At 63.2% G+C, this 24,655-nt stretch carries 19 protein-coding genes; 5 read left to right on the forward strand and 14 right to left on the reverse strand.

Annotated features, from left to right (window positions below; translation table 11 throughout):
- Nucleotides 1-801: an SDR family NAD(P)-dependent oxidoreductase gene (locus SAB01S_RS00340; protein WP_062731226.1), complete on the reverse strand. Its 801-nt coding sequence runs from the start codon at nucleotides 799-801 to the stop codon at nucleotides 1-3.
- A gap of 164 nt (nucleotides 802-965) precedes the next feature.
- Here SAB01S_RS00340 and SAB01S_RS00345 point away from each other — a divergent pair, with 164 nt between their 5' ends.
- Entirely contained in the window at nucleotides 966-1,382 is a 417-nt protein-coding gene (locus SAB01S_RS00345; RefSeq protein WP_161626713.1) for a nuclear transport factor 2 family protein, read from the forward strand.
- Between the two features lie 16 nt (nucleotides 1,383-1,398).
- Nucleotides 1,399-2,178, forward strand: coding sequence for an SDR family NAD(P)-dependent oxidoreductase (locus SAB01S_RS00350; RefSeq protein ID WP_062731227.1), 780 nt, complete (start codon nucleotides 1,399-1,401; stop codon nucleotides 2,176-2,178).
- Nucleotides 2,179-2,182: 4 nt separating this feature from the next.
- Here the strand turns inward: SAB01S_RS00350 and SAB01S_RS00355 are convergent, their stop codons facing one another.
- From SAB01S_RS00355 to cyoA, 8 genes are all read right to left on the reverse strand, one after another.
- Complete coding sequence (locus SAB01S_RS00355) at nucleotides 2,183-3,202, reverse strand: extracellular catalytic domain type 1 short-chain-length polyhydroxyalkanoate depolymerase (RefSeq protein ID WP_245646371.1); 1,020 nt, start codon at nucleotides 3,200-3,202, stop codon at nucleotides 2,183-2,185.
- A 68-nt stretch (nucleotides 3,203-3,270) separates the two neighbouring features.
- Nucleotides 3,271-3,804, reverse strand: a complete 534-nt coding sequence (locus tag SAB01S_RS00360; protein WP_062731469.1) for a response regulator transcription factor — start codon at nucleotides 3,802-3,804, stop codon at nucleotides 3,271-3,273.
- Nucleotides 3,794-5,119 carry an ATP-binding protein gene (locus SAB01S_RS00365; protein ID WP_062731229.1) on the reverse strand — a complete coding sequence of 442 codons (1,326 nt, stop codon included), beginning with the start codon at nucleotides 5,117-5,119 and terminating at the stop codon, nucleotides 3,794-3,796. Before SAB01S_RS00365 ends, SAB01S_RS00360 begins: the two co-directional genes overlap by 11 nt.
- Entirely contained in the window at nucleotides 5,116-5,841 is a 726-nt protein-coding gene (locus tag SAB01S_RS00370; RefSeq protein WP_062731230.1) for an SURF1 family protein, read from the reverse strand. Before SAB01S_RS00370 ends, SAB01S_RS00365 begins: the two co-directional genes overlap by 4 nt.
- On the reverse strand, nucleotides 5,838-6,284 hold the full coding sequence (gene cyoD, locus SAB01S_RS00375; RefSeq protein ID WP_062731231.1) for a cytochrome o ubiquinol oxidase subunit IV: 447 nt from the start codon (nucleotides 6,282-6,284) through the stop codon (nucleotides 5,838-5,840). Before cyoD ends, SAB01S_RS00370 begins: the two co-directional genes overlap by 4 nt.
- A complete protein-coding gene (gene cyoC / locus SAB01S_RS00380; protein ID WP_021224799.1) occupies nucleotides 6,281-6,910 on the reverse strand; it encodes a cytochrome o ubiquinol oxidase subunit III in 630 nt (209 codons plus the stop codon). Before cyoC ends, cyoD begins: the two co-directional genes overlap by 4 nt.
- A 5-nt stretch (nucleotides 6,911-6,915) precedes the next feature.
- Nucleotides 6,916-8,916: a cytochrome o ubiquinol oxidase subunit I gene (gene cyoB, locus SAB01S_RS00385; RefSeq protein WP_062731232.1), complete on the reverse strand. Its 2,001-nt coding sequence runs from the start codon at nucleotides 8,914-8,916 to the stop codon at nucleotides 6,916-6,918.
- A gap of 5 nt (nucleotides 8,917-8,921) precedes the next feature.
- Complete coding sequence (cyoA, locus tag SAB01S_RS00390; protein ID WP_083951064.1) at nucleotides 8,922-10,049, reverse strand: ubiquinol oxidase subunit II; 1,128 nt, start codon at nucleotides 10,047-10,049, stop codon at nucleotides 8,922-8,924.
- 187 nt (nucleotides 10,050-10,236) lie between these two features.
- Here cyoA and SAB01S_RS00395 point away from each other — a divergent pair, with 187 nt between their 5' ends.
- The gene (locus tag SAB01S_RS00395) at nucleotides 10,237-11,568 is read left to right on the forward strand and encodes an MFS transporter (protein WP_031297500.1); all 1,332 of its coding nucleotides are present in this window, start codon (nucleotides 10,237-10,239) and stop codon (nucleotides 11,566-11,568) included.
- Between the two features lie 65 nt (nucleotides 11,569-11,633).
- Here the strand turns inward: SAB01S_RS00395 and SAB01S_RS00400 are convergent, their stop codons facing one another.
- From SAB01S_RS00400 to SAB01S_RS00415, 4 genes are all read right to left on the reverse strand, one after another.
- Complete coding sequence (locus tag SAB01S_RS00400) at nucleotides 11,634-12,485, reverse strand: glycosyltransferase (RefSeq protein ID WP_062731233.1); 852 nt, start codon at nucleotides 12,483-12,485, stop codon at nucleotides 11,634-11,636.
- Nucleotides 12,486-12,489: 4 nt separating this feature from the next.
- Nucleotides 12,490-13,764 (reverse strand): ammonium transporter, encoded by a 1,275-nt coding sequence (locus tag SAB01S_RS00405; RefSeq protein WP_245646372.1) that lies wholly within the window; start codon nucleotides 13,762-13,764, stop codon nucleotides 12,490-12,492.
- A gap of 75 nt (nucleotides 13,765-13,839) precedes the next feature.
- Nucleotides 13,840-18,204 carry a glycosyltransferase gene (locus tag SAB01S_RS00410; protein WP_062731234.1) on the reverse strand — a complete coding sequence of 1,455 codons (4,365 nt, stop codon included), beginning with the start codon at nucleotides 18,202-18,204 and terminating at the stop codon, nucleotides 13,840-13,842.
- A gap of 76 nt (nucleotides 18,205-18,280) precedes the next feature.
- Nucleotides 18,281-19,513: a Hint domain-containing protein gene (locus SAB01S_RS00415; RefSeq protein ID WP_062731235.1), complete on the reverse strand. Its 1,233-nt coding sequence runs from the start codon at nucleotides 19,511-19,513 to the stop codon at nucleotides 18,281-18,283.
- Between the two features lie 208 nt (nucleotides 19,514-19,721).
- Here SAB01S_RS00415 and SAB01S_RS00420 point away from each other — a divergent pair, with 208 nt between their 5' ends.
- Nucleotides 19,722-20,336 carry a PAS domain-containing protein gene (locus tag SAB01S_RS00420; RefSeq protein ID WP_174525594.1) on the forward strand — a complete coding sequence of 205 codons (615 nt, stop codon included), beginning with the start codon at nucleotides 19,722-19,724 and terminating at the stop codon, nucleotides 20,334-20,336.
- Between the two features lie 36 nt (nucleotides 20,337-20,372).
- Here SAB01S_RS00420 and SAB01S_RS00425 read toward each other — a convergent pair whose 3' ends face one another.
- Nucleotides 20,373-20,864, reverse strand: a complete 492-nt coding sequence (locus SAB01S_RS00425) for an Lrp/AsnC family transcriptional regulator (protein ID WP_062731236.1) — start codon at nucleotides 20,862-20,864, stop codon at nucleotides 20,373-20,375.
- Nucleotides 20,865-20,962: 98 nt separating this feature from the next.
- Between SAB01S_RS00425 and putA the strand changes: the two genes are divergently transcribed.
- Nucleotides 20,963-24,562 (forward strand): trifunctional transcriptional regulator/proline dehydrogenase/L-glutamate gamma-semialdehyde dehydrogenase, encoded by a 3,600-nt coding sequence (putA, locus tag SAB01S_RS00430; protein WP_062731237.1) that lies wholly within the window; start codon nucleotides 20,963-20,965, stop codon nucleotides 24,560-24,562.
- Nucleotides 24,563-24,655: the final 93 nt, after the last annotated feature.

The following is a 24,655-nucleotide window of genomic DNA, read 5'->3' on the forward strand; positions in this document are numbered from 1 at the left end:
TCAACGCGCGGTCCAGCCGCCATCCACCACCACTTCGCTGCCGGTCATGTAGCTGGCGTCGTCGCTGGCCAGAAACGCCACGACCTTCCCGATTTCGCTGGGCTGGGCCAATCGCTTGATCGGCGTGGTCGCTGCCATGGCGTCGATCATCGCCTGAGCGGTTTCGCCGCTTCGCGCGGCCCATGCCTCGAAGCCCTTGCGCAGAAGCGGCGTGTCGACAAATCCGGGATGAACCGAATTGACGCGGATCGGAATGCCGGCATCGGCAAATTCCAGCGCATTGGATTTGGTGAACAGGCGCACGCCACCTTTCGACGCATTATAGGCCGATACTTCACCCATGCCCACCAGACCCATGATCGAGGAGATATTGATGATGCACGACCCATAGGGCGTCGACGCGCCGCCCTTGGCCAGCAGCGGCTGGAACGTCTTGGTGCCAAGAAAAACCGTGTCGAGATTCAGCGTGATCAGCCGTCGCCAATCTTCCAGCTTGAGATCCTGAACCTTGCCGGTCAGGTCCGCGCCGACATTGTTGACCAGAATGTCGAGCTGACCCTGTTCGCGCTCCACCTGCTCGCGTGCGGCTTGCCATGCTGCTTCGCTGGTGGCGTCCAGCCGGATGTAGCGCGCGTCCGGCATGACGGCGCACATTGCCGTGACATCCGCAGCGTCGGGCGCATCGAGATCGGTCACGTAGACCAGCGCGCCATCGCTCGACAGGGCATCGCATATCGCGCGACCGATGCCGCGCAATCCGCCGCTTACCAATGCTATTCTGCCTTCAAGCCTGCCTGCCATGGCGCGCCATCCTCTCTGCGCGGCCCCGCGGGGCCGACGGTGATTTCCCATTGCTCTTGTCCGCGCGCGCGGGAAGAAGAACACCTGCGTTTTTTCGCAGGGTGACGCTGATCGCGCCAGCGCGCATGACGGGCAAACCAGAAGAATGAAGGAGGCGGATGGCCATGGACATGGATCGATACAATGAGGTCAAGGCCATGGTCGAGCGCATCTATCAGTTGAGCGCAGCTGGCGAATGGGACGCGGTCGAGGCCATGCTGACGGATGATTTCCGTATTCTGGAGGCGGACAGCCTGCCCTTTGCCGGCGTGTACGAAGGCAAGGGCGCGCTTCAGGCCCTGTTTACCAAGGTGTTTTCCTTCTGGGACGATCCGGATCTGGAAACCGGCGACATTTGCGTTGGCGAGGATCATGCCGTTGCCATGGTGGTCGTGACAGCCACGTCGCGCCATAATGGCGAGCGGCTGCGGATGCCGCTGACGGAGGTATTTCATCTGCGCGGCGACCAGTTCAGCGGCATTACGCCCTATTATTTCGACACCGCCGCCATTGCGCGCGCGACCGGCCTGATCGCGGCATAAGGAAGGGGGCGGAGCCATGGCCAATTTGAACGGCAAGGTCGCGCTCGTCACCGGCGGCACTTCGGGCATCGGGCGCGCCTGCGTGCAGCGGCTGGTCGCGGATGGCGCGCGCGTCATCTTCACCGGGTCGAACGCCCAAAAGGCGCAAAGCCTGTGCGACGAAACCGGCGCGACCTTCATTCAGGCGGCCGTGCAAAGCCCCGATGACTGGGCGATGGTCAAGGACCGGATCGGTCGCGATTTCGGCCGGCTCGACATCGCCTTTGCCAATGCTGGCACGGAAAGGGGCGATGCCCATATCGAAGCGGTGACGCTTGACGCCTGGAACGAGATCGTCGCGATCAACCAGACGGGCGTATTGCTGACCATCCAGTCGGCGATCGCGCTGATGAAGGGCAATCCGGGCGGGCCAGGCGGGGCCATCATCGTCAACAGCTCGATGAACGCGCATCGGGCGCTCAGCAACTATATCAGCTATTCGGTGACGAAGGCGGCGGTCGTGGCGATGGTCAAGTCGGTGGCGATCCATTGTGGGCAGCAAAAGCTCAACATCCGGTGCAACGCCATCCTGCCCGGCGTCGTCGAAACCGACATGATTGCGGGCATCATCGCCAATTGCCCCGATCCCGATGCGGCGCGGGCGGCCTATAACGGCATGTCGCCGATGGGCCGCATGGCGCGGCTGGAAGAGGTCGCCGGGCTGGTTGCCTATCTGTCGTCGGATGAAGCCGCATTCATCAGCGGCGCGGACTATGTGATAGATGGCGCAAGCACGGCGGGCATGACGGGCGTCTGATTCGTCAACCACCCCGCCTGCGGGCGAGGAAGAAACGCAGCATTTCGCGGGAAGCATCCGGCCCGGCGGGGTCGGTATGCGACCCCAACGGGCTGCCGCCCGACCAACTATGACCGCTGCCGTGAATCGTCCATTCCTCCAGCAAAGGCTTTCCGCTTCGCTCCTGGTAGATGCGGCGCGTGAAGGCGCGGCCGCCGTCCGATGTGCCCGTCACCGTCCGCATAGTCAGCGGCCCCACGCCCGCGCGCTCCAGATTATGCAGGAACCCGCCGGCATTGGAGGGATGTACCACCTTGTCCTGATCGCCATGAAAGACGATGGTCGGCAGTTGCCGGGGCAATTTTCCCGCAGGTTGTGCCGTCCGCTTGCCCCGCATGGCCGTCAGGGCCGATTGCAGCGTCTGGATATCACCCACAGCAACGCCGGAATGGACGCCGACCGCGACATATAGACGGGGATAGGCAGCGCCGATGATGGCGGCGGTCGCACCGCCTGCCGAAATGCCCGCGATATAGACCCGGGCGGGGTTGGCGTTGCACAGGTCGATGGCATGACGGGTGAGCGAGGCGATCATGCCGGCTTCGCCAGCGCCAGCTGCCTGATGTTCGGGCGCGTGCCAGTTCCAGCAGCGCGCAAAATTGGCCTTTTGCGACTGTTCGGGATAGAGGACCAGGAAGCCAAGTTCGTCGGCCAGCCGGTTCATGCGCGTGCCTGTCGCGAAATCCTCCGCGGTCTGGGTGCAGCCATGCAGCATGACGACCAGGGGCATGCGCCGTCGCGGTGAACCAACGGGGGTATAGAGGCGATAGGCGATGACGCCCGATCGGCTTTTATGGTTTGCGGCGATGAAGCTGCCCGGAGGCGGCCGCGTCGGCTGGGGCCGGGATTGGGGCCTGGATCGTTTGCGGGTGGTGGGAGACGGACCGGGCTTGAACAGATCCTGCAACGCGAGCGCGGCAGAGAGCGGGCGTCGGCGCTGCGCCAGTCGCGTCGCCTTGCGCCATGTCTTGAACATGTCGGCCATGCTGTCCCCCTTCGTGCCCTTGGGCATGCAGGCATAACGTCGGCGGCGGAACAATGATCCGGCGTGGTCTAGCCGACCTGCCGCTTGGCAAGTTTGCGCGCGAGCGTGCGGCGATGCATCCCCAGGCGCCGGGCAGCCTCCGATATGTTGAAATCGCTATCCTTCAGCACCTCATGAATATGCTCCCATTCCAGCGTCTTGATGCTGGTGGGCCGGGGCGCGAGCGGCGCATCGGGGTTGCCGCCGGAACGCGCGAAAGCCGCTTCTATGTCGTCGGTATTGGACGGTTTGGCGAGATAGTTGGTCGCGCCCAACTTGATCGCCTCGACTGCCGTCGCGATGCTGGCAAAGCCAGTCAGCACCACGATCACCATGGAAGGGTCATGCGCATGCAGGGCCTGAACACAGGCGAGGCCCGACTGCGCGCCGAGTTTCAAGTCGACGACCGCGAAGCCGGGACGGTGCGAAGCCAGCAAGGCCGTCACCGTTTCCAGGCTATCGGCGGACAGCACCTGGTAGCCCCGCCGCTCGAAGGAGCGTTTCAGGGTGCGCGCAAATCCCTCGTCATCCTCCACGATCAGCAATTGCTTGTCAGTTGACATCGCCATCCTCCTCAAGCGCGACAGTCGCGAGCGGCAATCGCAGCTGGACCATTGCGCCGCCGTCCGCGCCGTTGCTGGCGTCCACACGGCCGCCCAGTTTGCGCACGACATTCACGACCAGGAACAGGCCTAGGCCGCTGCCTTGCCGGTCCTTGCTCGATCGATAGGGTTTGCCGAAATCGGCCAGCATGTCGGGGCTGAATCCCCGACCATTGTCGCGCACCGCGATGTGGAGCCATTCCCGGTCCCGGCTGACCATCAGGTTGATATAGGTCGCACCAGCCTCCCGCGCATTGTCCAGAAGATTGGTGGCGGCCTGGCGGATGACCGGATCGGCGATGATATGGGGATAGTCGTGCGGGCCGAAATCGCAGCGCAGCGGCAGGTCCGGATTGGCGGCGCGCCATTGTTGGGCGATATCGTCGATGAAGGCGCGGACATCCGTCACCATGGGTGCTTCGCCGCGCGCTTCGCCTGCGGACAACAGGATGCCGCTCAGGATCGCCTTGCAACGCTGAACGGCGGCCTGCATTTCGCCGACCTCTTCCATCAGGACCGGGTGACGATTGACTTCGGGCATATGCCGCCAGTCGCCCAGCACTACGGCCAGTTGCGCCAGCGGCGTGCCTAGTTCATGCGCAGCGCCGGACGCAAGCAAACCCATGCGCACGATATGTTCTTCCTCGGCTGCATGTTGCCGCATCTTGGCCATATAGGTTTCGCGATCTTGCAGATTGCGATTGATGCGGGTCATGAACAGGACCAGCAGCACCGCGATCATCACGAAACAGACCCAGGTGCCAACGATATGCAGGTCGAACAAATGGCCTTCGAGCGTTTCGGTGAGATCGAGCGGCCGGTAGACGAAGGTCAATCCGGCCGCGCAAAGTGCCGACACGCCGACAATGCCCCAGGCGCTCCAGTGATGCAGCAGCATCGCGCCCAGCGCCACCTGCACCAGATAGAGCGAGATGAAGGGGTTGGTCGCCCCGCCGCTCAAATACAGCTGCGTCGTCAGCGCGACGACGTCGAAGAGGAGGGCGAGGAACAGTTCGGCATGGCTGATATCGGTGCGGCCGCGCACGACCAATATGCTGCCCACATTCATCGCCGCCGCGATGCAGGGTACGACCAGCATGGGCAATATGGGCAGGCGGATGCCCATGCCGAAATGAACGAGCAGGATGGTGGCGACTTGCCCCGCAATGGCGATCCAGCGCAACTGGACCAGCAGCACCATATTCTTGCGCCCGGCGGCATTGGCCGGCCAGCGGCTGGGGAGCCAGCGCGCGCGGGTCGGCGCGGGGCTGGTCATGGCCGCTTGTCTAATGCCGTGTGCCGCATGACGATGATGTAGGCGACCACTGTCATGATCGCCAGCGCGAACCAGGTGATGGCATATTGCAGGTGGTTATTGGGGAAGCGGATCACGGTCAGTCCCGCGACGGGCAGCCGGTCGGGCGAGGGGCCAGCCTGCGCATCGATGAAATAGCTGGTGATGGCCGGGGCCAGACGCCGGGCCGCGGCGATCGCAGCGATGTCGCGCGAATACCAGCGATCGGCGGCGGGATCGTTGGCGCGCAGAAAGCCGCCGCCGGGTTCGGTGAGGCGCAGCAGGCCTGTCACCGTGACTTGCCCTTCGGGGCGATCATAGCGGGTCTTGGCTTCGGGCGGGACGAAGCCGCGATTGATCATCAGCAAAGCGCCGTTCCGTTGCCGCAGGGGCGTGAGAACCCAATAGCCGGCGCCGCGAACCGTGCTCGCCTGAACCAGCGTGCTGCGATCATGGAGGAAGGTGCCGGTGGCGGTGACGCGCTTATATGCGTCGGCCGCATCGGCACTTGCAGGCGCAGGCACCGGGGTAGCGTGGATCCGCGCGTCCACCTGGGCGATCAGATCGCGTTTCCAGCCGAGGCGCTGGACCTGCCATGCGCCAAGAGCACTGAAGCCGGCAAAGAGAAGGAGGGCGATCAGCGTCAGGCCGATCAGGAAAACCGGGGACCGCCGGCGGCGATCCCCGGTTCCAGGCGATGTCACGGCATGTCGCTCATTTCATTGGACAGGCGCATTTCCTGCGTCGAACCCATATCCATCTGCATATCGGCATGCGGCATCATATTGGCGTTGAGGTGATACATGACCCACATCGACCCCGACAAGACGATGACGACCAGGACGATGGTCAGCATCATCGCCATGAAGGACCAGCCGCCTTCGACCCGGCTGTTCATGTGCAGGAAGTAGATCATGTGCACGACCACCTGAACCGCGGCGAAGGCCAGAATGATGAATCCGGTCACGCGCGCATCGGCCAGCGTTCCGGTCATCACCAGCCAGAAGGGGATGGCCGTCAGGATGACCGACAGGACGAAGCCGATCATGTAGCTGCGAAAGCTGCCATGCGCGCCTTCTTCATGATGATCGTCATGATGATCATGCCCATGTCCATGGGCGTTGTGGCTGTGGACGGCGTCGCTCACCGCAGGACTCCCATCAGATAGACAAAGGTGAAGACGCCGATCCAGATGACGTCAAGGAAGTGCCAGAACATGGACAGGCACATCAGGCGGCGCTTGTTGGCGGGAATGAGGCCCTTCTTCGCGACCTGCACCATCAACGTCACAAGCCAGATCGAGCCGAAGGTGACGTGCAGCCCGTGGGTGCCCACCAGCGTGAAGAAGGACGACAGGAACGCCGATCGCGTCGGGCCCGCGCCTTCATGGATCAGGTGCGAAAATTCATAGAGTTCGATGAAGAGGAAGGCGCCGCCGAACAACAGCGTAACGAACAGCCAACCCTGCGTCGCGCTGATCCGGTTCTTTTCCATCGCCAGCATGGCAAAGCCATAGGTGATCGACGAAAACAGCAGCATCGCGGTGTTGAGCGCGATCAGGTTGAGATCGAACAGGTCCTTGGGGCCCGGGCCGCCGGCATAGCTGCCGCCCAGGACAGCATAGGTGGCGAAGAGGATGGCGAAGATGAGGCAGTCGCTCATCAGATACATCCAGAAGCCCAGCATGGTGCTGTGGCCTTCGTGGAGGTGGGGTTCCTCGGGCAGATGATAGGCTCGAGGTTCCGCCGGCGCGTTTGCAGTTGCGCTGCTCATATGGATCAGACTCCCGCCGCGAGGATGCGCGTACGCTCTTCCTCGGTGCGCGTCACTTCCTCTACGGGAATGTAGAAGTCGCGCTTGTAGTTGAAGGTATGGGCGATCGCGACCGCCACGATGCCGATGAAGCCAAGCCCCGCCAGCCACCAGATATACCAGATGAGGGCAAAGCCGCAGAGCGTCGACAGGGCGGCCAGGATGACGCCGGTGCCGGTGCTGCTGGGCATGTGGATCGCCTTGAAGCCGGACAGCGGACGCTGATAGCCGTGCTTCTTCATATCCGCCCAGCTGTCGGCGTCGTGGACGACCGGCGTGAAGGCGAAATTATATTCTGGCGGCGGCGAGCTGGTCGCCCATTCGAGCGTGCGGCCATCCCAGGGATCGCCCTCGACCGCCAGTTCCTTGCGCTTCCAGATCGACCAGGCGAACTGGATGAGCATGGCGCCGATGCCCGCCGCGATGATGGCGGCGCCGATCGCGGCGATGATGAACCAGATTTGCAGGGACGGATCGTCGAACACGCGCATGCGGCGGGTAACGCCCATCAGGCCCAGCACATAGAGCGGACCGAAGGCCAGCCAGAAACCGATGTTCCAGCACCAGAAGCTGACCTTGCCCCAGAACTGGTTCAGGCGAAACCCGAACGCCTTGGGCCACCAGTAGTTGATCGCCGCGAACAGGCCGAACAGCACGCCGCCGATGATCACATTATGGAAGTGTGCGATCAGGAACAGCGAATTGTGGAGCACGAAGTCCGCTGGCGGAACCGCGAGCAGCACGCCGGTCATGCCGCCGACAGTGAAGGTCAGCATGAAGGCGACCGCCCACATCATCGGCAGTTCGAACCGGATGCGGCCGCGATACATGGTGAAGAGCCAGTTGAACAGCTTGGCGCCCGTCGGGATCGAGATGATCATCGTCGTGATGCCGAAGAAGCTGTTGACGCTGGCGCCCGATCCCATGGTGAAGAAATGGTGCAGCCAGACGAGGTAGGAGAGCACCATGATCGTGCAGGTGGCGTAGACCATGGAGGTATAGCCGAACAGGCGCTTGCTGCAGAAGGTCGACACGACCTCGGAGAAGACGCCGAAAAGCGGCAGGATGAGGATATAGACTTCGGGGTGTCCCCAGATCCAGATCAGGTTCACGTACATCATCGGGTTGCCGCCGAAATCGTTCGTGAAGAAGTTGGTGCCGACATAGCGGTCAAGCGAGAGCAGGACCAAGGTGGCGGTCAGGATCGGGAAGGACGCGACGATCAGCACGTTCGCGCAGAGCGACGTCCAGGTGAAGACGGGCATTTTCATGAGGGACATGCCCGGCGCGCGCATCTTGACGATGGTTGCGATCAGGTTGATGCCCGATAATGTCGTGCCGACGCCCGCTACCTGCAGCGCCCAGATATAATAGTCGACCCCGGTTGCCGGGCTATAGTCTATGCCCGACAGCGGCGGATAGGCGAGCCAGCCGGTCTGCGCGAATTCGCCCAGGAACAGCGAGCACATCACCAGCACCGCGCCGCCCGTGGTCATCCAGAAGCTGAAATTGTTGAGGAAGGGGAAGCTGACGTCGCGCGCGCCGATCTGGAGCGGGACGATATAGTTCATCAGGCCCGTGATGAAGGGCATCGCCACGAAGAAGATCATGATGACGCCGTGCGCTGTGAACACCTGGTCATAATGGTGGGCGTTCAGATAGCCTTCGGACCCGTTAAAGGCCCATGCCTGTTGCAGGCGCATCATGATGGCGTCGGCAAAGCCGCGCAGGAACATGATGAGGCCCAGCACCATGTACATGATGCCGATCTTCTTGTGATCGACGCTGGTGAACCATTCCTTCCAGAGATAGCCCCACAGGCGGAAATAGGTGAGCGCGCCGACCACCGCCGCGCCGCCCAGGACGACGGCGCAGAAGGTCGCGACGACGATCGGCTCATGCCATGGGAAACTGTCCCAGGTCAGACGACCGAAGATCATCTGGGTTGTTGTGAGTGTACCAGTCATGGGCCTTACCGATGCTGCGCGTGCGCGTCAGCGCCGCTGTGGTTGCTATGGTCGATCGCCGGTTCATGGTGCGGACCGGGTGCGCCAGGCGCGTCGGGGGCGGTTTCCTGCCCCTTATTCTGGTCGCTTTGTTCGATCACATGGCTGTTGGGGACGTCATATTGCAGCCCCTGCGTATCATGCGCCGATTCCTTGCCCGCACCGCCCATCATGTCGACGTGCATCAGCTCGCTCATGCAGCGCTGGCCGGGCTTGGGGCACAGGTTGACGACGGCGTCGAACAGCTTGGGGTCGGTCGCGCCGAAATAGGCGACCGGCGCCTTTTCGCTGGGCCTGGCGAGCGCCAGATAGACGTTGCGGTCAAGCGCGGCCCTGCTGGCCTTTACCCGCGCCGCCCAGGCGTCGAAGCCTGCCTTGTCCATCGCCTTGTAGCCAAAGCGCATATGGGTGAAGCCGGCGCCCGAATAATTGGCGGAAAAGCCGGTGCCCGTGACAGGCTTGTTGGCGACGGCGTGCAGCTGCGTCTTCATGCCCGGCATGGCGTAGATCTGGCCCGCCAGTTCGGGAACGTAGAAGCTGTTCATGACCGTGGATGCCGTAATGTCGAACCGCACAGGCACGTTGGCGGGAAGGACCAGTTCGTTGACGGTCGCAACGCCAAGGTCGGGGTAGATGAACAGCCATTTCCAGTCGAGCGCGACGACCTCCACCGTCATCGGCTTGACCTTCGGGTCGATCGCGGTCTTCGCGTCGATCCGGTCAAGCGGCCGATAGGGGTCCAGCTTGTGCGTGCTCACCCAGGTCAGCGCGCCCAGCGCGATGATGATCAGCAGCGGCGCCGACCAGATCAGCAGCTCCAGCTTGGTGCTGTGATCCCAGTCGGGATCATAGTCCGCGTCGGTCGCCCTGTTGGTCGCGCGATAGCGCAGGGCGAAGACGACGACGAGCGCCATGACCGGCAGCACGATCAGCAGCATCAGCGCCGTCGAAATCAGGATCAGGTCGCGCTGTTGCAGCGCAATATCGCCCGACGGGTTCATCACGACCCAGTTACAGCCCGCGAGCGGCGCTGCCAGGATCGGAGCGGACCAGCGCAAAAGCCTGATCCTTAGCGGAGAGTGTGGCTGTGACATGGCGCGCGCCTAGCCTTTCGTCCGTGAGTCGACCAGTGGGCATTTTGTCCAAAGCTGTGCAGGCGCAAAAATTCTGCTTGGGCCGGGATACTGCTTAGACTCTGTCGGTTTTCTGTTATGTTGCCATTCCCTGGCCGCTGGAAGACGAGCATACCGCACCGGCGGCCCAGCCAAGGAGCGGATGTATATGAGTTCAGGGGCCATAGCCTTCACCTCCACGTCACTTGAGGATGACGCGCGCAGGATCAATGCGCGCGACCACAAGGTTGCGCCGGGGGATATTTCCATTGGTGTGATCATTGGTCGCACCTCCGAATTTTTCGACTTTTTCGTCTATGCCATCGCTTCGGTGATCGTGTTCCCCAGCCTGGTCTTTCCCTATGTCGATGCGCTGACCGGGACGCTCTATTCCTTCGCGATCTTTGCCGTCGCCTTTATCACACGGCCGATCGGGTCGCTGATCTTCATGGCGATCGACCGGCGCTATGGCCGCGGCACCAAGCTGACCGCTGCCTTGTTCCTGCTGGGCAGCTCCACCGTGGCGATCGCCTTCCTACCAGGCTATGAGACTATTGGCCATTATGCCGCCGTCGTCCTGATCATTCTTCGCGCCGCGCAGGGTATCGCCCTTGGCGGAACATGGGATGGTCTTGCCTCGCTCCTGTCACTCAATGCGCCGCAGCATCAGCGTGGATGGTACGCCATGGTGCCGCAGCTTGGCGCGCCGCTCGCCTTGCTCGTGGCAAGCGGCTTGTTCGCCTTCTTCCTGCTCACCCTGTCGGAAGCCGATTTCCTGAGCTGGGGATGGCGCTATCCCTTCTTCGTCGCGTTCGCGATCAACGTGGTGGCGCTCTTTGCCCGCCTGCGCATCGTCGTGACCCATGAATTTGAACGGTTGTTCGAGCAGCGGGACCTGGTCCCCTCGCCGGTGCTGCCGACGGTCAAGCGCGAAGGCCGCAACATCGTCATCGGCGCCTTTGCCCCGCTCGCCAGCTTCGCCCTGTTCCACATGGTCACGGTGTTCCCGCTGTCCTGGATCGCGCTCTATACCGACCAGCCGATCGACCGCTTCCTGGTGATCGAGATGATCGGCGCGGCGGTGGGTCTGCTCGCCATCGTGGTGTCCGGTTTCGTCGCCGACCAGATTGGGCGCCGCTCGCTGCTGGGCTGGTCAGCTGGCGGAATCGCGGTGTTCGCGCTGATGGCGCCGCTGTTGCTCAACGGCGGTGATCTTGGTGAAGTCGCCTTCATGATCCTGGGGTTCATGTTGCTTGGCCTGGCGTTCGGCCAGTCGTCCGGTGTGGTCGCGTCCAACTTCGCGACGGAAGCCCGCTACACCAGTTCTGCGCTGACGTCCGACCTTGCCTGGCTGGTCGGCGCGGGCTTTGCGCCGCTGGTGGCCCTGCTGCTGTCGGTCAAGTTCGGTCTGGCCGCCTCGGGCGTCTACCTCCTCTCAGGCGCAGTCGCGACCATGGTCGCGCTCTATATCAACAAGGAACTGGCTGGCCGCGACCGTTAAGGGCCAGCCTAATCACCCAGACCTGCGCGCCGTCCGGACCACCGATCCGGGCGGCGCGATCCGTTTCAGGGGCGCAGGGCCTGACGCATTCGTGCGAGCGCCTTGCGATCGAACCAGCCTGTCAGTCCAGGCCGGGGCCGCCAGCGCGGCAGCCAGTCGCCATAGAGGCTGGCAAGCCGGCGGGGCAGGCCGCCGGGGCCTTCCCGCAGCATGATGTCGGACACGATCCGGTTCTGATAGAAGCGGACCGAATAGTTGATCAGCCGCTTATATTGCATGATCCAGGTGGCTGGTCGCCAGAGGCTGACCTGTTCCGCAACGAAGCCGGCCTCCTCACAGGCGATGACACGGCCATGCTCCCATTGGCTGTCCGCCTCCAGATCGGTGTGCGCCCAGGCCGCCACCAGCCCGTCATCCCCGATAAGGTCGTCGGGTAGGCGCAGGCCGCTGGCCCGGATGGCGCCGACGAAGTGATTGGACAGGGCGTAAAGGTCCCCGAAAAGGCCGCCTTCCGCGCGGAGCCCGGCGCGATATACTTCCACTTTGCGGCCGTTCATCGGCATGCCCGCCGCCGCATTGACGGCGGGATCGCGCGCAACCGCCGCTACGAGCGCGTCGATCGACCCGGGCGCGATTTCCGCGTCGCCGTCCATGAAAACAACCGCTGCCTCTTTGCCGGTCAGCAGGTCATGGACGAAATGATTCCAGGTTCGCGACTTTCCACCCTGCGTAATGTCGTGGACGATGACATTGTCGCGGCCGCCAGCGGCTGCCTTCGCGCAATCGACTGTCCTGTCCGTTGTGCCATTCACCAGGACGTGAAAGCGCGTGTCGGGCCGGTCGAGCGGCAGCGACGCGAGACAGGCGGCGATCCGCCGCTCCTCCTGATGGGCGAAGATGCCGACCGCGATGGTCATGGCTTTAGCGGAAGTCCCAGCTCTGTTCGCCATGATACATGGCGTCCAGTCCGTCATGTTCGACCTCTTCGGTCACGCGCATGGGTATGATGACGGATATGGCGAGAGCGGCGATGGCGCTTCCCGCCATGGCCCAAAAGGCCACGACGATGATGCCGACAAGCTGGCCGATGATCGCGTCGGTGAGGCCAATGCCGGCTTCAAAACCCACGCCGCCCAGCAGCGGCAGGACGCCGAGCGGCAGCAACAGCGCGCCGGTCAGGCCGCCAATGCCGTGAATGACAAAAATCTGTGCCGGATCGTCGATCCAGCGACGGGTGAGCGCCAAGCCCAGCCGGGCAAGGAGCGCCGCGGCTCCCCCGATGAGCATTGCGCCGCCGCTGCCCACCAAGGCGGCCGAGGCGGCAATGGCGGCGATGCCGGCGAGCGCGCCGGACAGGATACCCATGGCGCTGGTGCGCGCGCCCAGGAGCCGATCGGTCGCCATCCAGAGCAAGGCGCCCGCGCAGGCGGCAAAATGATGGTTGAGGAGTGCCGTTGCCGCATCATCGGTTGCACCCAGTGCCCAACCGCCGACCAACCCGGACAGGCCGATCCACAGCAATGCGCCGCCTGCCAGCGCCAGCACGGGGCTATGCCCGGCAATAGACGCCTGCCGCCTTGCGCCCACGATCAGCGTCAGGGCCAGCGCGGACCAGCCCGCCGTCGCGTGGACGACAAGGCCGCCGGCAAAGTCCATCACGCCCAGTTGCGCGAGCCAGCCACCCGCCCAGATGGCATGGGTGATGGGGACATAGACGATCAGCAACCACAGGGGGGCAAAACCCATGAACCAGGCCAGCCGAGTGCGTTCCGCAACAGCGCCGGCCAACAGCGATGCGGCAATCAGGGCGGCGGCCATCTGAAAGACGACGAACGCCGATTCAGGAACCGTCAGCCCGTCGCGCAGCGCCGCCAGATTGGCGAGCATCAGATTGGCGGTCCCGCCGATCCATCCGCCGCCAGGCGCGTAGATCAGGCTGTAGCCGGCGATCCCCCAGCCGAGCGAGACGATCGCGATCATGGCGATTCCCTGCGTCATCACTGAAAGCGCGTTGCGCACGTTCGCCAGCCCCGCATGGCGCAGCATCACGCCGGGCAGCGCCGCGATCAGCAGCAGGACCGAACAGACGAGCATCCACCCTGTGTCTCCGCTGTCGGCCGCTGCGACCTGGGCAAGGGCCGGTTGAGGCAGGGCGGCCAGGAACAGCGCGGGCAAAACAGGCAGTAGACGCATCATATGTCCCGGTGAAGGAGGATTGCGCTTTCCTAACCCCGGCACAGTAAAGACTTCAATAAGCCAAGGCTTGGCGCCTTACGCCCATGGCGGAACATCATCGCGGTGACAGGCGATCAGATCGGGCAGATACAGGCTGGCAATCGGATCGAGGGCGAAGGAGCCGAAATAGCGGTCGAGCATGTCGGGGATGGAGCGGGACAGGGAAGCCGACAGATGCAGACGGTCGCCATGCTCGGCGGGAATGAAGACATAATCCCGATGGATGCGAGCGCAGGACTGGCCGTGGAGCGCCGGGCCGAGGCTCCATTCGATAATGTCGGCGCTGATCCGCTGGGGCGTTTCGTCATGATAGACATTGCCAAAGCGGCCAGGACGCGATGGGCCATAGAGCCTTCCGGTGGCGGCGGCATAGCTGCGCGTGGGCGATATACGCTCGATCGTGCGCGCCCAGTCGGCGCTGAGGACATGCGCGCTGTCGGTGACAAGCATGCACCTGTCCAATTCGGTGTCGGCAAGCACGTCGCTGATCCTGTCGAGCGCTGTCGCATCATCCAGCTGACCCGTTGTAGGATCGACCAGCGCGGCCCATGCGCGGCCATCCTCCATCCAGACGCCCGCGATCCTGCCAGCAGCTGACGCGCGCAGCCGCACATTGGCGAGCGCCCAGGCCAACAAGTCGGCAGCGGACTGCGCGCTCACGAGGATGTTGAGCGACCGTGGCTCCGCCATACTGCCCGCGATCCGGCCCGCGGGACTGGCGATATGGAGCCGGCGACGATTGCGCGCGAAATCCTCTGTCGCGGTAATCTGGTTGTCGGCCACGCCCGCACGATAGGCGCCGAGCAATGCCGGAACCATCAAAGGCGGGCCGTCGCGCGTGTATCGCAGGATCAGGTCCCAATCGACCAGCCGGCGAAGCGATTCGTCAAATCCGCCATGCAGCGCCACCAGATGCCGGCGATGCACGAAGATGTTGAGGTCGATATAATTGCGTTCCTCCAGCCGGCTGCGATTGAACGGGCACAGGCGGATGGCCCTGCGCTCTTCCACGGGAGCATCGGTCGGGCTGGCCACGGCCTGAAAAACGGTCTGTCCGGCATAGGCGCAGCCATGACCGCGATGGTCAGCCAGGGCGTTGACCATGATGGAAAGATAGTCGGGATCCCAGCTATTGTCGGAATCGAGATAGGCGATGATGTCGCCATAGGCCCGGTCCAGACCCCGGTTGCGGGCTGCGGAAACACCTTCATTACGCGAATTTGTGATGAGCTTGATGCGCGGATCGGGATAGCATGCGAGCGCCGCCGAGAGGTCATCGCTGCTGCCGTCATCGATGATGATAAGTTCGAAATGCCGGTGGCTTTGCGCCAGAACCGATGCGATGGCGTCGCCAATGATGGCGGCGCGGTTCAGTACCGGCATGATGATCGAGACACATGTGCCGGTCTGCACCGAGCGCCCCCGCGACAGCAGCATGCGCTTCTGCACTTCCAGTTGGTCGAGCAGAGCGATGGCATGATCTGCATGACCCGCGCCCATCCGGTCTTCGCAAAATCCCCATTCCAGATGGTCGCTGAGCGAAAAATAAGGCGAAAAACCGCGCGCATCATTGGCGACCGCCAGGCTTTTCTTCGTCAGGCTGGTGCTGCTTCCTGTCAGGCGCAACTCGATCGACAGGTTTTCGCGGAGCAGGCAACGGTTGGGAAGGTGCAGGCTGAATCCGTGATGGCCATTACCCAGGCCGGCGCGACGCAGGTCGGGGCGATCCATGTCGGCCACGATGTTCAGGGCGATCTGTTCGTTGTCGACGAATATGTCGATCGCAAGGGCAATGTCAGGATGCGCGAGATCGAGCGCCCAACCCCTGAGCTGTCCGTCAGCCACGCTTTCCAGCATCGCCTTCAGCCGCGGCTTCACGCCGTTCGTGATGGGCGGGGATACTTGCCAGATATCGCCCTTCAGGCTTGTCGATACAGGCACACGACGGCCTGTGCCGGCATAGCGAAGCTCAAAGCGCGTCAGTGCCCCGTCGCGGTTCTGGGGAATGGCAAGGCTGAACCCGGCCTGCTCCGCATAGCCCGCCTCCACCAAGTCTGCTCTGTCCAGACGCGGCAGGATGCGCGTGACCGGCCGGCCGTTCCGCAACAACCAGAGGGCAGCCGGTTGCCAGGGTTCGCCATCGGCAGCGCGTTCGACTGCCCAACCCGCCAGTTGCGCGCCATTTTTTCGATCGATGCGGCCTTCGCAGACAGGCTCGTTCGTCAAGGCCACCGCCTCGATCCGCGCGCTGACGTCGATCGGTCCCGTGACGCCGGCTAAGCCGTCCTCCATCCCTGCCTGAACGCAGCGATCAAGCAGCGCGAGCAGGTCGGCATGGGATTTTGCGAGGCTTTTGCGCAGGGGCGCGATAGACCGCCGTTCGACATGATCGGCAATGACAGCTGGCGTGGCGCATGCGCCCGGCGAGGCCAGGGCCATCGCCCGCTGAACCTGCGCCCGGATATCATGATACAGGGCCTCTACGCCGGGAAAGGGGGTGGCGGTCAGCGCAGCGGTCGACCGCGCCAGACTGGACGGCGCGATGACCAGGGGAATGCCCTGACGCGTCGCGCGCAGGGTCCAGTCCATCAAGGCCTGCGCCGTGACCCTATGTTCGGGCAGCAGGCCGATGCGATCGATCAGGCGCAGGTCGATCAGCAGCGGGCCATCGGATGCCTGCGCCTTGTACGGCTTTCGCGTGACCAGCGGATCATCGCCTGCCAGCATCGGTTCGACATGAATGCAACCATCGGCGTCTGTATGGAGGCGGTAGCCCCCCGCCGCGACGTGGCCATTGTCGCCGAGCGTCACGGGCGCAACGATCGCGTCCGACCGGCTATGCGCCAATAGCGATTCCAGGGCATCGCTATCCAGATGCCGGGCCGGATCGAGCAGCAGCGCCTGTTCATAGCCATCGGCGCGCATCATCTCGAGCATCCTGTTGGTCGCTTCTGCAAACCCGGTGGTTGCGTCGGCCCACAACAATGTATCGACTTGCGTTTGGAGGCCGAAATGCGGCCGTTGCCGCGGATCGCGATCAAACAGATAGATGTGTGGACGCCCGCACGGCAGTTCATTCAGTGCCGCCACTTGGGCCGCGAGATCGTCCTGGCTCCCGTACCCTATCAGGCCGATCGCGAGTGAAGCCTCCGCCGGCCCCGCGCGTCGCAAAATCGAGAGGGTTTGGGCCTTTCCGTCTACCTCAATGGAGCGCCCTTCAGGCACCAGCTTTTCAGCGACGGCATCGTGAAAGTCTTTGCTGATCCGGTCCCACGACCGTGCCTTCGAGAAGCTGCGACCGGCGCGGCGGATCGCCGTCCTTTGGTCCTGATCCAGGCGCAGCATTTGATCCAGCGCGGTTTCCAGAGCGCCGGGGTCATCGGTTTCATATCGTACGCCCAGACCCATGTCGTCGATGGCATCCAGTGCGGGCAGGCGAGGGCCGACAACAGGCTTGCCGTACAGCGCCGCGAGCATCAACGCGCCGGACGTCAATGCCTGCTGATAGGGCAGGGCGATGACGTCGGCCGCGCCAAAGAGCAGCGGCAATTTGGCGTCCGGCACAAAGCCGTCCATCACATGAATGCGGGGATGGCATTCTTCTAACAGGCGGGCCTCAGCGGATGTGAAGCCGCCCATCATTTTGCCCGCGATCAACAGATGGACATGGTCGCGCCCCGGCTGCGCTGCGAGCGAATGGAACGCTTGCACCAGCGTATCGACGCCCTTGTAGGGACGGATCTGACCGAAACATAGGGTCAGCGACTGGACCTGTTCGAGGCCCAATAGCTGGCGGCTTTGGTGTGTGTCGAACGGGCGGCCATAGCATCCTTCATAGCTGCCATGCGGTGCCAGGACGCATTTCCTGGTCTCGACCGCATAATGGCGTTGCAGTTCGGCCATCGCGGCGTCGTCATGCAGATGAATGACGTTCGCAGCAGCGGCCAGATGTGCATGGAATGCCAGCGCCAGATCTTCGAAAATCGGTTCGTGCGGAAGGGCATTGTGCACGGTCCAGACAAAGGCGCCGCCCCGCGCCTGAAACAGGCGGATCGCGTGCAAAAACTCGCTCGCGCGGACCTGATAGTCGAACCGGTCCGTACAATCGGCGAAAAGCGGGTCGGGCCAGTGCAGGTGGAACAGGACAGGCTGGCCGGCGGGCGATTGATCGATCAGGTCAAGGGCGTGCTGGATGGAGCCATAGTCGACGCGCCCGGCAGCCCTGAAGGAACGGTAGAGCCCATCCTGATAGGGGTTGGTGGCGCGATAGTCGGGGTAAGCGACAAGCGTCGCGCCCGCGAGCGATCGTGCCGAGGGAACGCCAGCGTTTTGCGCGGACGCGGCCGGTTTGTCTTTTGGCAAGGGCCGATCGTCAAACTGGTCCGGCGCGGGCTGATACATTGATTTTTGCCTTGGCAGCCAAGGATCGGATGGGCGGAGGTTGTCCGCGCCGCCGCAAGCAGCGCGGACAGTCCAATCAGGCGAAGCGACGAACCTTCGTGGCCTGATCCGCCAGCAGCGACGCCCGGTCGGCGAGGCGCTTTTGCATTGCGCTGATGACCTTTGGATCGCGCACCGCATGGAATCCCGGACGGATGCCTTCCCGCCGGGGCTGGGGCTGAACGGTCATTCGGGTGACGGCGGCATTGTGGAAAAAGTCGCGATTGCCGCCATCAGTGTAGCTTTCCGAATAGATGCCATGCGCGCGAATCACGTCGAACTGGTCGAGTTCGATATGGTAGTAGGAGATGCGCTTGAGGCTCTTGTCGGGACGGATCGTCGATCCATTGACCAGATCCCTGGCCCGCACCAGAACGCCGTCGACATAGAGATGATGCCAGGGCGACACGCGAATATCCTTGCTGGGGACGGCTTCGCTGATGGCATCGGCCTCGATCAATATGGGCCACATATCGTCCAGATGGGCCTGCGGGATGCGGTCCACCCAGTCATGGCGATGGCCGACCCACCGCACCGCACGTAGGCCGCTGCGGCACAGGACTTGATCGCCGATCCTGATATCTTCCACGGCGACCTCACCGCGATCGGTGTCGATCATCGTGCCGCGCAGGAAGCAGACAGGAGCCACGAACTGGCCGGTGCTGTCGACGAAGCTCGCCGGATCGGCCAGGATTGCCGCCGCCAGTTCGGGATCGACGCCGGTCATGTTGAAGGTGACGGTCTGTTCCCCGATCAACGCGCCGTTGGTCAGCACGAGGGTCGCGCTGCCGGAAACGGAATCATAGTCGAAGCTGTCAAATTCATAGCCGTCGACGCCCACGCTGTCGCCCCAGTCGAAGCCATTGACGTTGAAGGACGATACGCTGTCGATCAGTCCTTTGTCATAGGTGAAGGATCCCGCGCCATTGCCGGAAAAATTGATGGTCTGCGCGCCAAGGTTGAGCCCCAGGACCGATGGCCCCTGAACCGATATGTTCGATGTGTCGCCGACATTATAGGTGACGCCCGACAGCGTATTGGCGCCAAGCGCGCCATAATCGATGGTCAGATTGCCGTCATTGATCGCCGAAAAAGTGGGTGAGGAGGCGGCCTGTACCCCCGCCAGGCCGGAAACGGTCGCGCTGACGCCGTCAACGGTCAAGGTGTGCGTGCCAAGTGCGACGATATTGACAGTATTGGTGTCGTCCGCATTGTCACTGTTGATCGTCTGGTCGCTGTTCAGAAGGTCGAGATTGAGGATCGCCATCATATATCTCCCACTGGGGCCGATGTGACTGTCGATATGTTCGACGACGCATCTGGTCGGGCATGAATATTAGGAAATTGCTGCGCGGGAATATTGATGATGGTCCAAAACGGACTTTCCGACAGGCGGATTGACAGCCTTGATCGTACGCCCTTCGGGTGACGGAGATCGGTTGAAATTCAGAGCATTTATGCCTTATGACGGCACCGTCATGAGGGGAATGGAACTGATAGAGCAGGGGCTGCCCCTGTCGGATCTGATCGCGGCGAGCCCGATCGCGGCACTGATCTGCGATCCGTCCACCCCCGACACGCCCGTGATCGAATGCAATTCCGCCTTTCTGGCGCTCACAGGCTATAGTCGCGACGAAGTGATTGGCCGCAATTGCCGTTTCATGCGCGGGGAGGGGACCGAACCGGAACTGACGAAGCAAATCCGGGCGGCGATCCACGATCGGCGGCCGATCCTGGTTGAGATTTTGAACTACAAGAAGGGCGGCGCGCCGTTTCGCAATGCGGTTCTGATTGCCCCCATTTTCGATGATTCAGGGACCCTCAAATATTTCCTCGGTTCCTTGATGGAGGTCACGGACCCGGCGCTGGGACCGACCCGCCAGACGCTGGCGCGCGATCGTGTGGCGGCCCTGACCAAACGTCAGCAGCAGGTGCTGGTGCAGATGGCGGCTGGCCAGTTGAACAAGCAGATTGCCTATACGCTGGGCCTCTCCGAACGCACGGTGAAGATGCACAAGGCGGCCTTGCAGAAAGGGCTTGGCGTGTCGACGTCCGCCGACGCTATCCGCATCGCGGTGGAAGCCGGCTACTGATCATCTCGCGCCGCAAGACATCGTTAATGTGAGGCCTCACCGAGCGCTCTTGGTCCGACGATGGCCCGCCTCCATCACGGTTTCCATCGCGACGAAGGTGGACGTGCTGGCGACATGGGGCAAGGCGCTGATCTTTTCGCCCAGCACGATGCGATAGCGGCGAATGTCGGCCGTTCGCACCTTGAGCAGATAATCGAAATTGCTGGCCAGCATATGGCATTCCTCCACCTCCGCGATGCGGCGAACGGCGGCGTTGAATTCGCGCAGCGCTGCTTCGCGCGTGTCGGACAATTTGACTTCGGTGAAGGCGATATGGTCAAGGCCCAGCTTGGCAGGATCGATGATCGCGCGAAAGCCGCGTATGACGCCTGCTTGCTGGAGACGCTTCAACCTGACCTGGCACGGCGTTTTCGACAGGCCGACCGCATCGGCCAGGTCCGTCACCGTCATGCGGCCGTCTTCGATCAGCGCCGCAATGATGCGACGATCAAAGTCGTCCAGATCGACTATTTGGGGCGGGTTGAGCATCCATATTTCCTAGATTGACCATTCGAATAAGTCCATTCCTCTAAAAGGTGGCGTTTCATAAGTCGGAATGATTTCGGCTTCAGGGATATGTTGATGGCATGACCGATCAGCCCTTCGCCCATTTCGCCCCCACCATCCGCCGGCCCACACCGTTGCGTCAGGCGATCACCGCCGCCTATCGACGCGACGAAGCGGAGGCGCTTGCGCCCCTGATCGCGGCGGCGACATTGGCCGATCCGATGCGCGATGCGATCGCAGACACGACCCGCGCGCTGGTGAGCGCGCTGCGCGCCAATCGCAAGGGCAGCGGCGTCGAGGGGCTGGTACAGGAATATGCGCTGTCCAGCCAGGAAGGCGTCGCGCTGATGTGCCTGGCCGAGGCGCTGCTGCGCATTCCCGACACGGCGACCCGCGACGCGCTGATCCGGGACAAGATTGCCGACGGCGACTGGGGGTCGCATCTGGGCGGTGAAAAATCGCTGTTCGTCAATGCCGCCACCTGGGGGCTGGTGGTCACGGGCAAGCTGGTCGGCAGCGTCGATGACCGGGGCCTTGGCGCGGCGCTGACGCGGCTGGTTGCGCGCGCGGGCGAACCGGTGATCCGGCGGGGCGTGGACCTGGCCATGCGGATGATGGGCGAACAGTTCGTCACGGGCGAGACGATCCAGCAGGCGCTCAAGCGCGCGCGCGAGATGGAGGCCAAGGGCTTTGCCTATAGCTATGACATGCTGGGCGAGGCCGCGACCACGGCGGCGGATGCGCAGCGTTATTATGCCGATTATGAGCGGGCGATCCATGCCATCGGCAAGGCGTCCGCCGGGCGGGGCATTTATGCGGGTCCGGGCATTTCGATCAAGCTGTCGGCGCTGCATCCCCGCTATGTCCGCGCGCAGGCGGACCGGGTGATGGGCGAATTGTTTCCGGCGGTGAAGCAACTGGCGCTGCTGTCCAAAGGCTATGACATCGGTTTCAATATCGATGCGGAAGAGGCCGATCGACTGGAATTGTCGCTTGACCTGCTCGAAAGCCTGGCGATGGACCCCGATCTTGCCGGATGGAATGGCCTTGGCTTCGTGGTGCAGGGCTATGGCAAGCGCTGCCCCTTCGTGATCGACTGGATCGTTGACTTGGCGCGGCGAAGCGGCCGGCGCATCATGGTGCGGCTGGTCAAGGGCGCCTATTGGGACGCGGAGATCAAGCGCGCGCAGGTGGACGGTTTGCCGGACTTTCCCGTCTATACGCGCAAGGTGCATACGGATGTCGCCTATATCGCCTGCGCCCGCAAATTGCTGGCGGCGCGCGACGTCGTGTTCCCGCAATTCGCCACGCATAACGCCCAGACGCTGAGCAGCATCTATCATCTGGCCGGACCGGACTTTTCGATCGGCGATTACGAGTTTCAATGCCTGCATGGCATGGGCGAGCCGCTGTATGAGCAGGTCGTCGGCCCGGACAAGCTGAACCGGCCCTGCCGCATCTACGCCCCGGTCGGCACGCATGAAACGTTGCTGGCCTATCTGGTGCGGCGCTTGCTGGAAAATGGTGCGAACAGCAGTTTCGTCAACCGCATCGCCGACCCTGCCGTGTCGATCGACGAACTGATCGCCGATCCGGCCGAGGTGGTAAAGGCCATGTCCCATCCCGGCGCGCGCCACGATCAGATTGCCCTTCCGGCGGATCTATATCCGGACCGGCGCAATTCGGACGGGCTGGACTTGAGCAATGAGGCCGAGCTGGCCCGCCTGAGCGAAGCCTTGCGGGAAAGTACGCAGATGAGCTGGGCGGCGGCGCCGGAACAGGCGTCCGGACCGGCGCGCACGGTCTTTAACCCGGCCGATCACCGGGACGTGGTGGGCCGGGTCACGGACGCGACCGAAGCGGAAGCCCGCGCCGCCGCGATCCGCGCCGCGGACTCACGCTGGCCCAACAGCGCGGTAGCCGATCGCGCCGCCATGCTGGAGGCGGCGGCCGACGCCATGCAAGCGCGCATGCCGATCCTGCTTGGCCTCATCGTGCGGGAAGCGGGCAAGTCGCTGCCCAACGCCATCGCCGAAGTGCGCGAGGCGATCGATTTCCTGCGCTATTATGCGCAGCAGGCGCGATCCACCTTTGGCCCGCAGCAGCAGGCGCTGGGTCCGGTGGTGTGCATCAGCCCGTGGAATTTCCCGCTGGCGATCTTCACGGGGCAGGTCGTCGCGGCGCTCGTCGCAGGCAATCCCGTGCTGGCCAAGCCGGCGGAGGAAACGCCTTTGATCGCGGCGGAGGCAGTGCGGTTGCTGCATGCGGCGGGGGTGCCCAGCGATGCGCTGCAACTTTTGCCTGGTGACGGCCGGATCGGCGCGGCGCTGGTCGCGGCCCCGGAAACCGCGGCGGTGATGTTCACCGGGTCGACCGAGGTTGCCCGCCTGATCCAGCGCCAGCTTGCATCGCGCCTGTCGCGCGCCGGGCGGCCGATCCCCCTGATCGCCGAAACGGGCGGGCAGAACGCGATGATCGTCGATAGCTCGGCGCTGGCCGAACAGGTGGTGGCGGATGTCATAGCGTCGGCCTTCGACAGCGCGGGGCAGCGTTGTTCGGCGCTGCGTATCCTGTGTTTGCAGGATGAAGTGGCGGACCGCACGCTGACGATGCTGAAAGGCGCACTGGCCGAGTTGCGCATTGGACGGACGGATGCGCTCAAGGTTGATATCGGGCCGGTCATCACGGCCGAGGCGCGGGACAATATCAACGCCCATATCAAGGCGATGCGCGCCAAGGGGTTGCATGTCGAACAGGGCGACCTGCCCTCCGAAACAGCGCATGGCACCTTCGTTGCGCCCACGATCATCGAAATCGACAGCATCGCCGACTTGGAGCGCGAAATCTTCGGCCCGGTTCTGCATGTCCTGCGGTTCAAGCGGGACGGGCTGGATGCGCTGGTCGATCAGATCAACGCGACCGGCTATGGCCTGACATTCGGCCTGCATACGCGGCTCGACGAAACGGTTGCCCGCGTCACCAGCCGGGTGAAGGTGGGTAACATCTATGTGAACCGCAATGTCATCGGCGCGATCGTCGGGGTTCAACCCTTTGGCGGGCGGGGCTTGTCGGGCACCGGGCCAAAGGCCGGCGGGCCGCTCTATCTGGGCCGCCTTACCACCACGCCCCCCGTTTTTGCCGAACGGGTGACGCATTTGCGGTCGCCGCTCCACGCCTTCGCCGACTGGCTGGACGGTCAGGGAGAAGGCGAAGCGGCGGCTCAGGCGCGGCGCACGGGCGATGCGTCGGCCCTGGGCGTCGAATTGTCGCTGCCTGGGCCAGTGGGCGAACGCAATCTTTATGCGCTGCATCGGCGCGGCCAAGTGTTGATGCGGCCGGCGACGCGGCAGGGCCTGTTCCGGCAGATGGCGGCCATTTTGGCGACAGGGAATATCGGCGTCGTGCAGGGCATGACGCTGCCGGTCGACCTTCCGGCCGAAGTAACTGCATGCTTCCAGACCGATGCCAGCGGACCGTTCGCGGCCGCCCTGGTCGAGGGCGACGCCGCCAAGATCGTCGCGACCATGCAATGCGTCGTCGACATGCCCGGCCCCATCGTGCCGGTTCATGCCGATGATCATGGCCATGGCTATTGTCTGGATTGGTTGCTGGAAGAAGTGTCGACGTCGATCAACACGACGGCGGCGGGCGGCAATGCCAGCCTGATGATGATCGGATGACCACGGGAATTTGATCAGGATCAGGAATATCATCCAGGTCAGATGCCGAATTAACCAAAAAATAAAGGGAAATTGCGAAAAGGCGACCCAAAT

Origin of the sequence: Sphingobium abikonense NBRC 16140, from assembly GCF_001598335.1 — a bacterium.
GTDB lineage: Bacteria > Pseudomonadota > Alphaproteobacteria > Sphingomonadales > Sphingomonadaceae > Sphingobium > Sphingobium abikonense.

Excerpts from the sequence above, each read along its gene's own strand:
- SAB01S_RS00340 (WP_062731226.1), bottom strand. The coding sequence starts at position 801 with ATGGCAGGCAGGCTTGAAGGCAGAATAGCATTGGTAAGCGGCGGATTG.
- SAB01S_RS00345 (WP_161626713.1), top strand. The coding sequence starts at position 966 with ATGGACATGGATCGATACAATGAGGTCAAGGCCATGGTCGAGCGCATC.
- SAB01S_RS00350 (WP_062731227.1), top strand. The coding sequence starts at position 1,399 with ATGGCCAATTTGAACGGCAAGGTCGCGCTCGTCACCGGCGGCACTTCG.
- SAB01S_RS00355 (WP_245646371.1), bottom strand. The coding sequence starts at position 3,202 with ATGGCCGACATGTTCAAGACATGGCGCAAGGCGACGCGACTGGCGCAG.
- SAB01S_RS00360 (WP_062731469.1), bottom strand. The coding sequence starts at position 3,804 with ATGTCAACTGACAAGCAATTGCTGATCGTGGAGGATGACGAGGGATTT.
- SAB01S_RS00365 (WP_062731229.1), bottom strand. The coding sequence starts at position 5,119 with ATGACCAGCCCCGCGCCGACCCGCGCGCGCTGGCTCCCCAGCCGCTGG.
- cyoC (WP_021224799.1), bottom strand. The coding sequence starts at position 6,910 with ATGAGCAGCGCAACTGCAAACGCGCCGGCGGAACCTCGAGCCTATCAT.
- cyoB (WP_062731232.1), bottom strand. The coding sequence starts at position 8,916 with ATGACTGGTACACTCACAACAACCCAGATGATCTTCGGTCGTCTGACC.
- cyoA (WP_083951064.1), bottom strand. The coding sequence starts at position 10,049 with ATGTCACAGCCACACTCTCCGCTAAGGATCAGGCTTTTGCGCTGGTCC.
- SAB01S_RS00395 (WP_031297500.1), top strand. The coding sequence starts at position 10,237 with ATGAGTTCAGGGGCCATAGCCTTCACCTCCACGTCACTTGAGGATGAC.
- SAB01S_RS00400 (WP_062731233.1), bottom strand. The coding sequence starts at position 12,485 with ATGACCATCGCGGTCGGCATCTTCGCCCATCAGGAGGAGCGGCGGATC.
- SAB01S_RS00405 (WP_245646372.1), bottom strand. The coding sequence starts at position 13,764 with ATGATGCGTCTACTGCCTGTTTTGCCCGCGCTGTTCCTGGCCGCCCTG.
- SAB01S_RS00410 (WP_062731234.1), bottom strand. The coding sequence starts at position 18,204 with ATGTATCAGCCCGCGCCGGACCAGTTTGACGATCGGCCCTTGCCAAAA.
- SAB01S_RS00415 (WP_062731235.1), bottom strand. The coding sequence starts at position 19,513 with ATGATGGCGATCCTCAATCTCGACCTTCTGAACAGCGACCAGACGATC.
- SAB01S_RS00420 (WP_174525594.1), top strand. The coding sequence starts at position 19,722 with ATGAGGGGAATGGAACTGATAGAGCAGGGGCTGCCCCTGTCGGATCTG.
- SAB01S_RS00425 (WP_062731236.1), bottom strand. The coding sequence starts at position 20,864 with ATGCTCAACCCGCCCCAAATAGTCGATCTGGACGACTTTGATCGTCGC.
- putA (WP_062731237.1), top strand. The coding sequence starts at position 20,963 with ATGACCGATCAGCCCTTCGCCCATTTCGCCCCCACCATCCGCCGGCCC.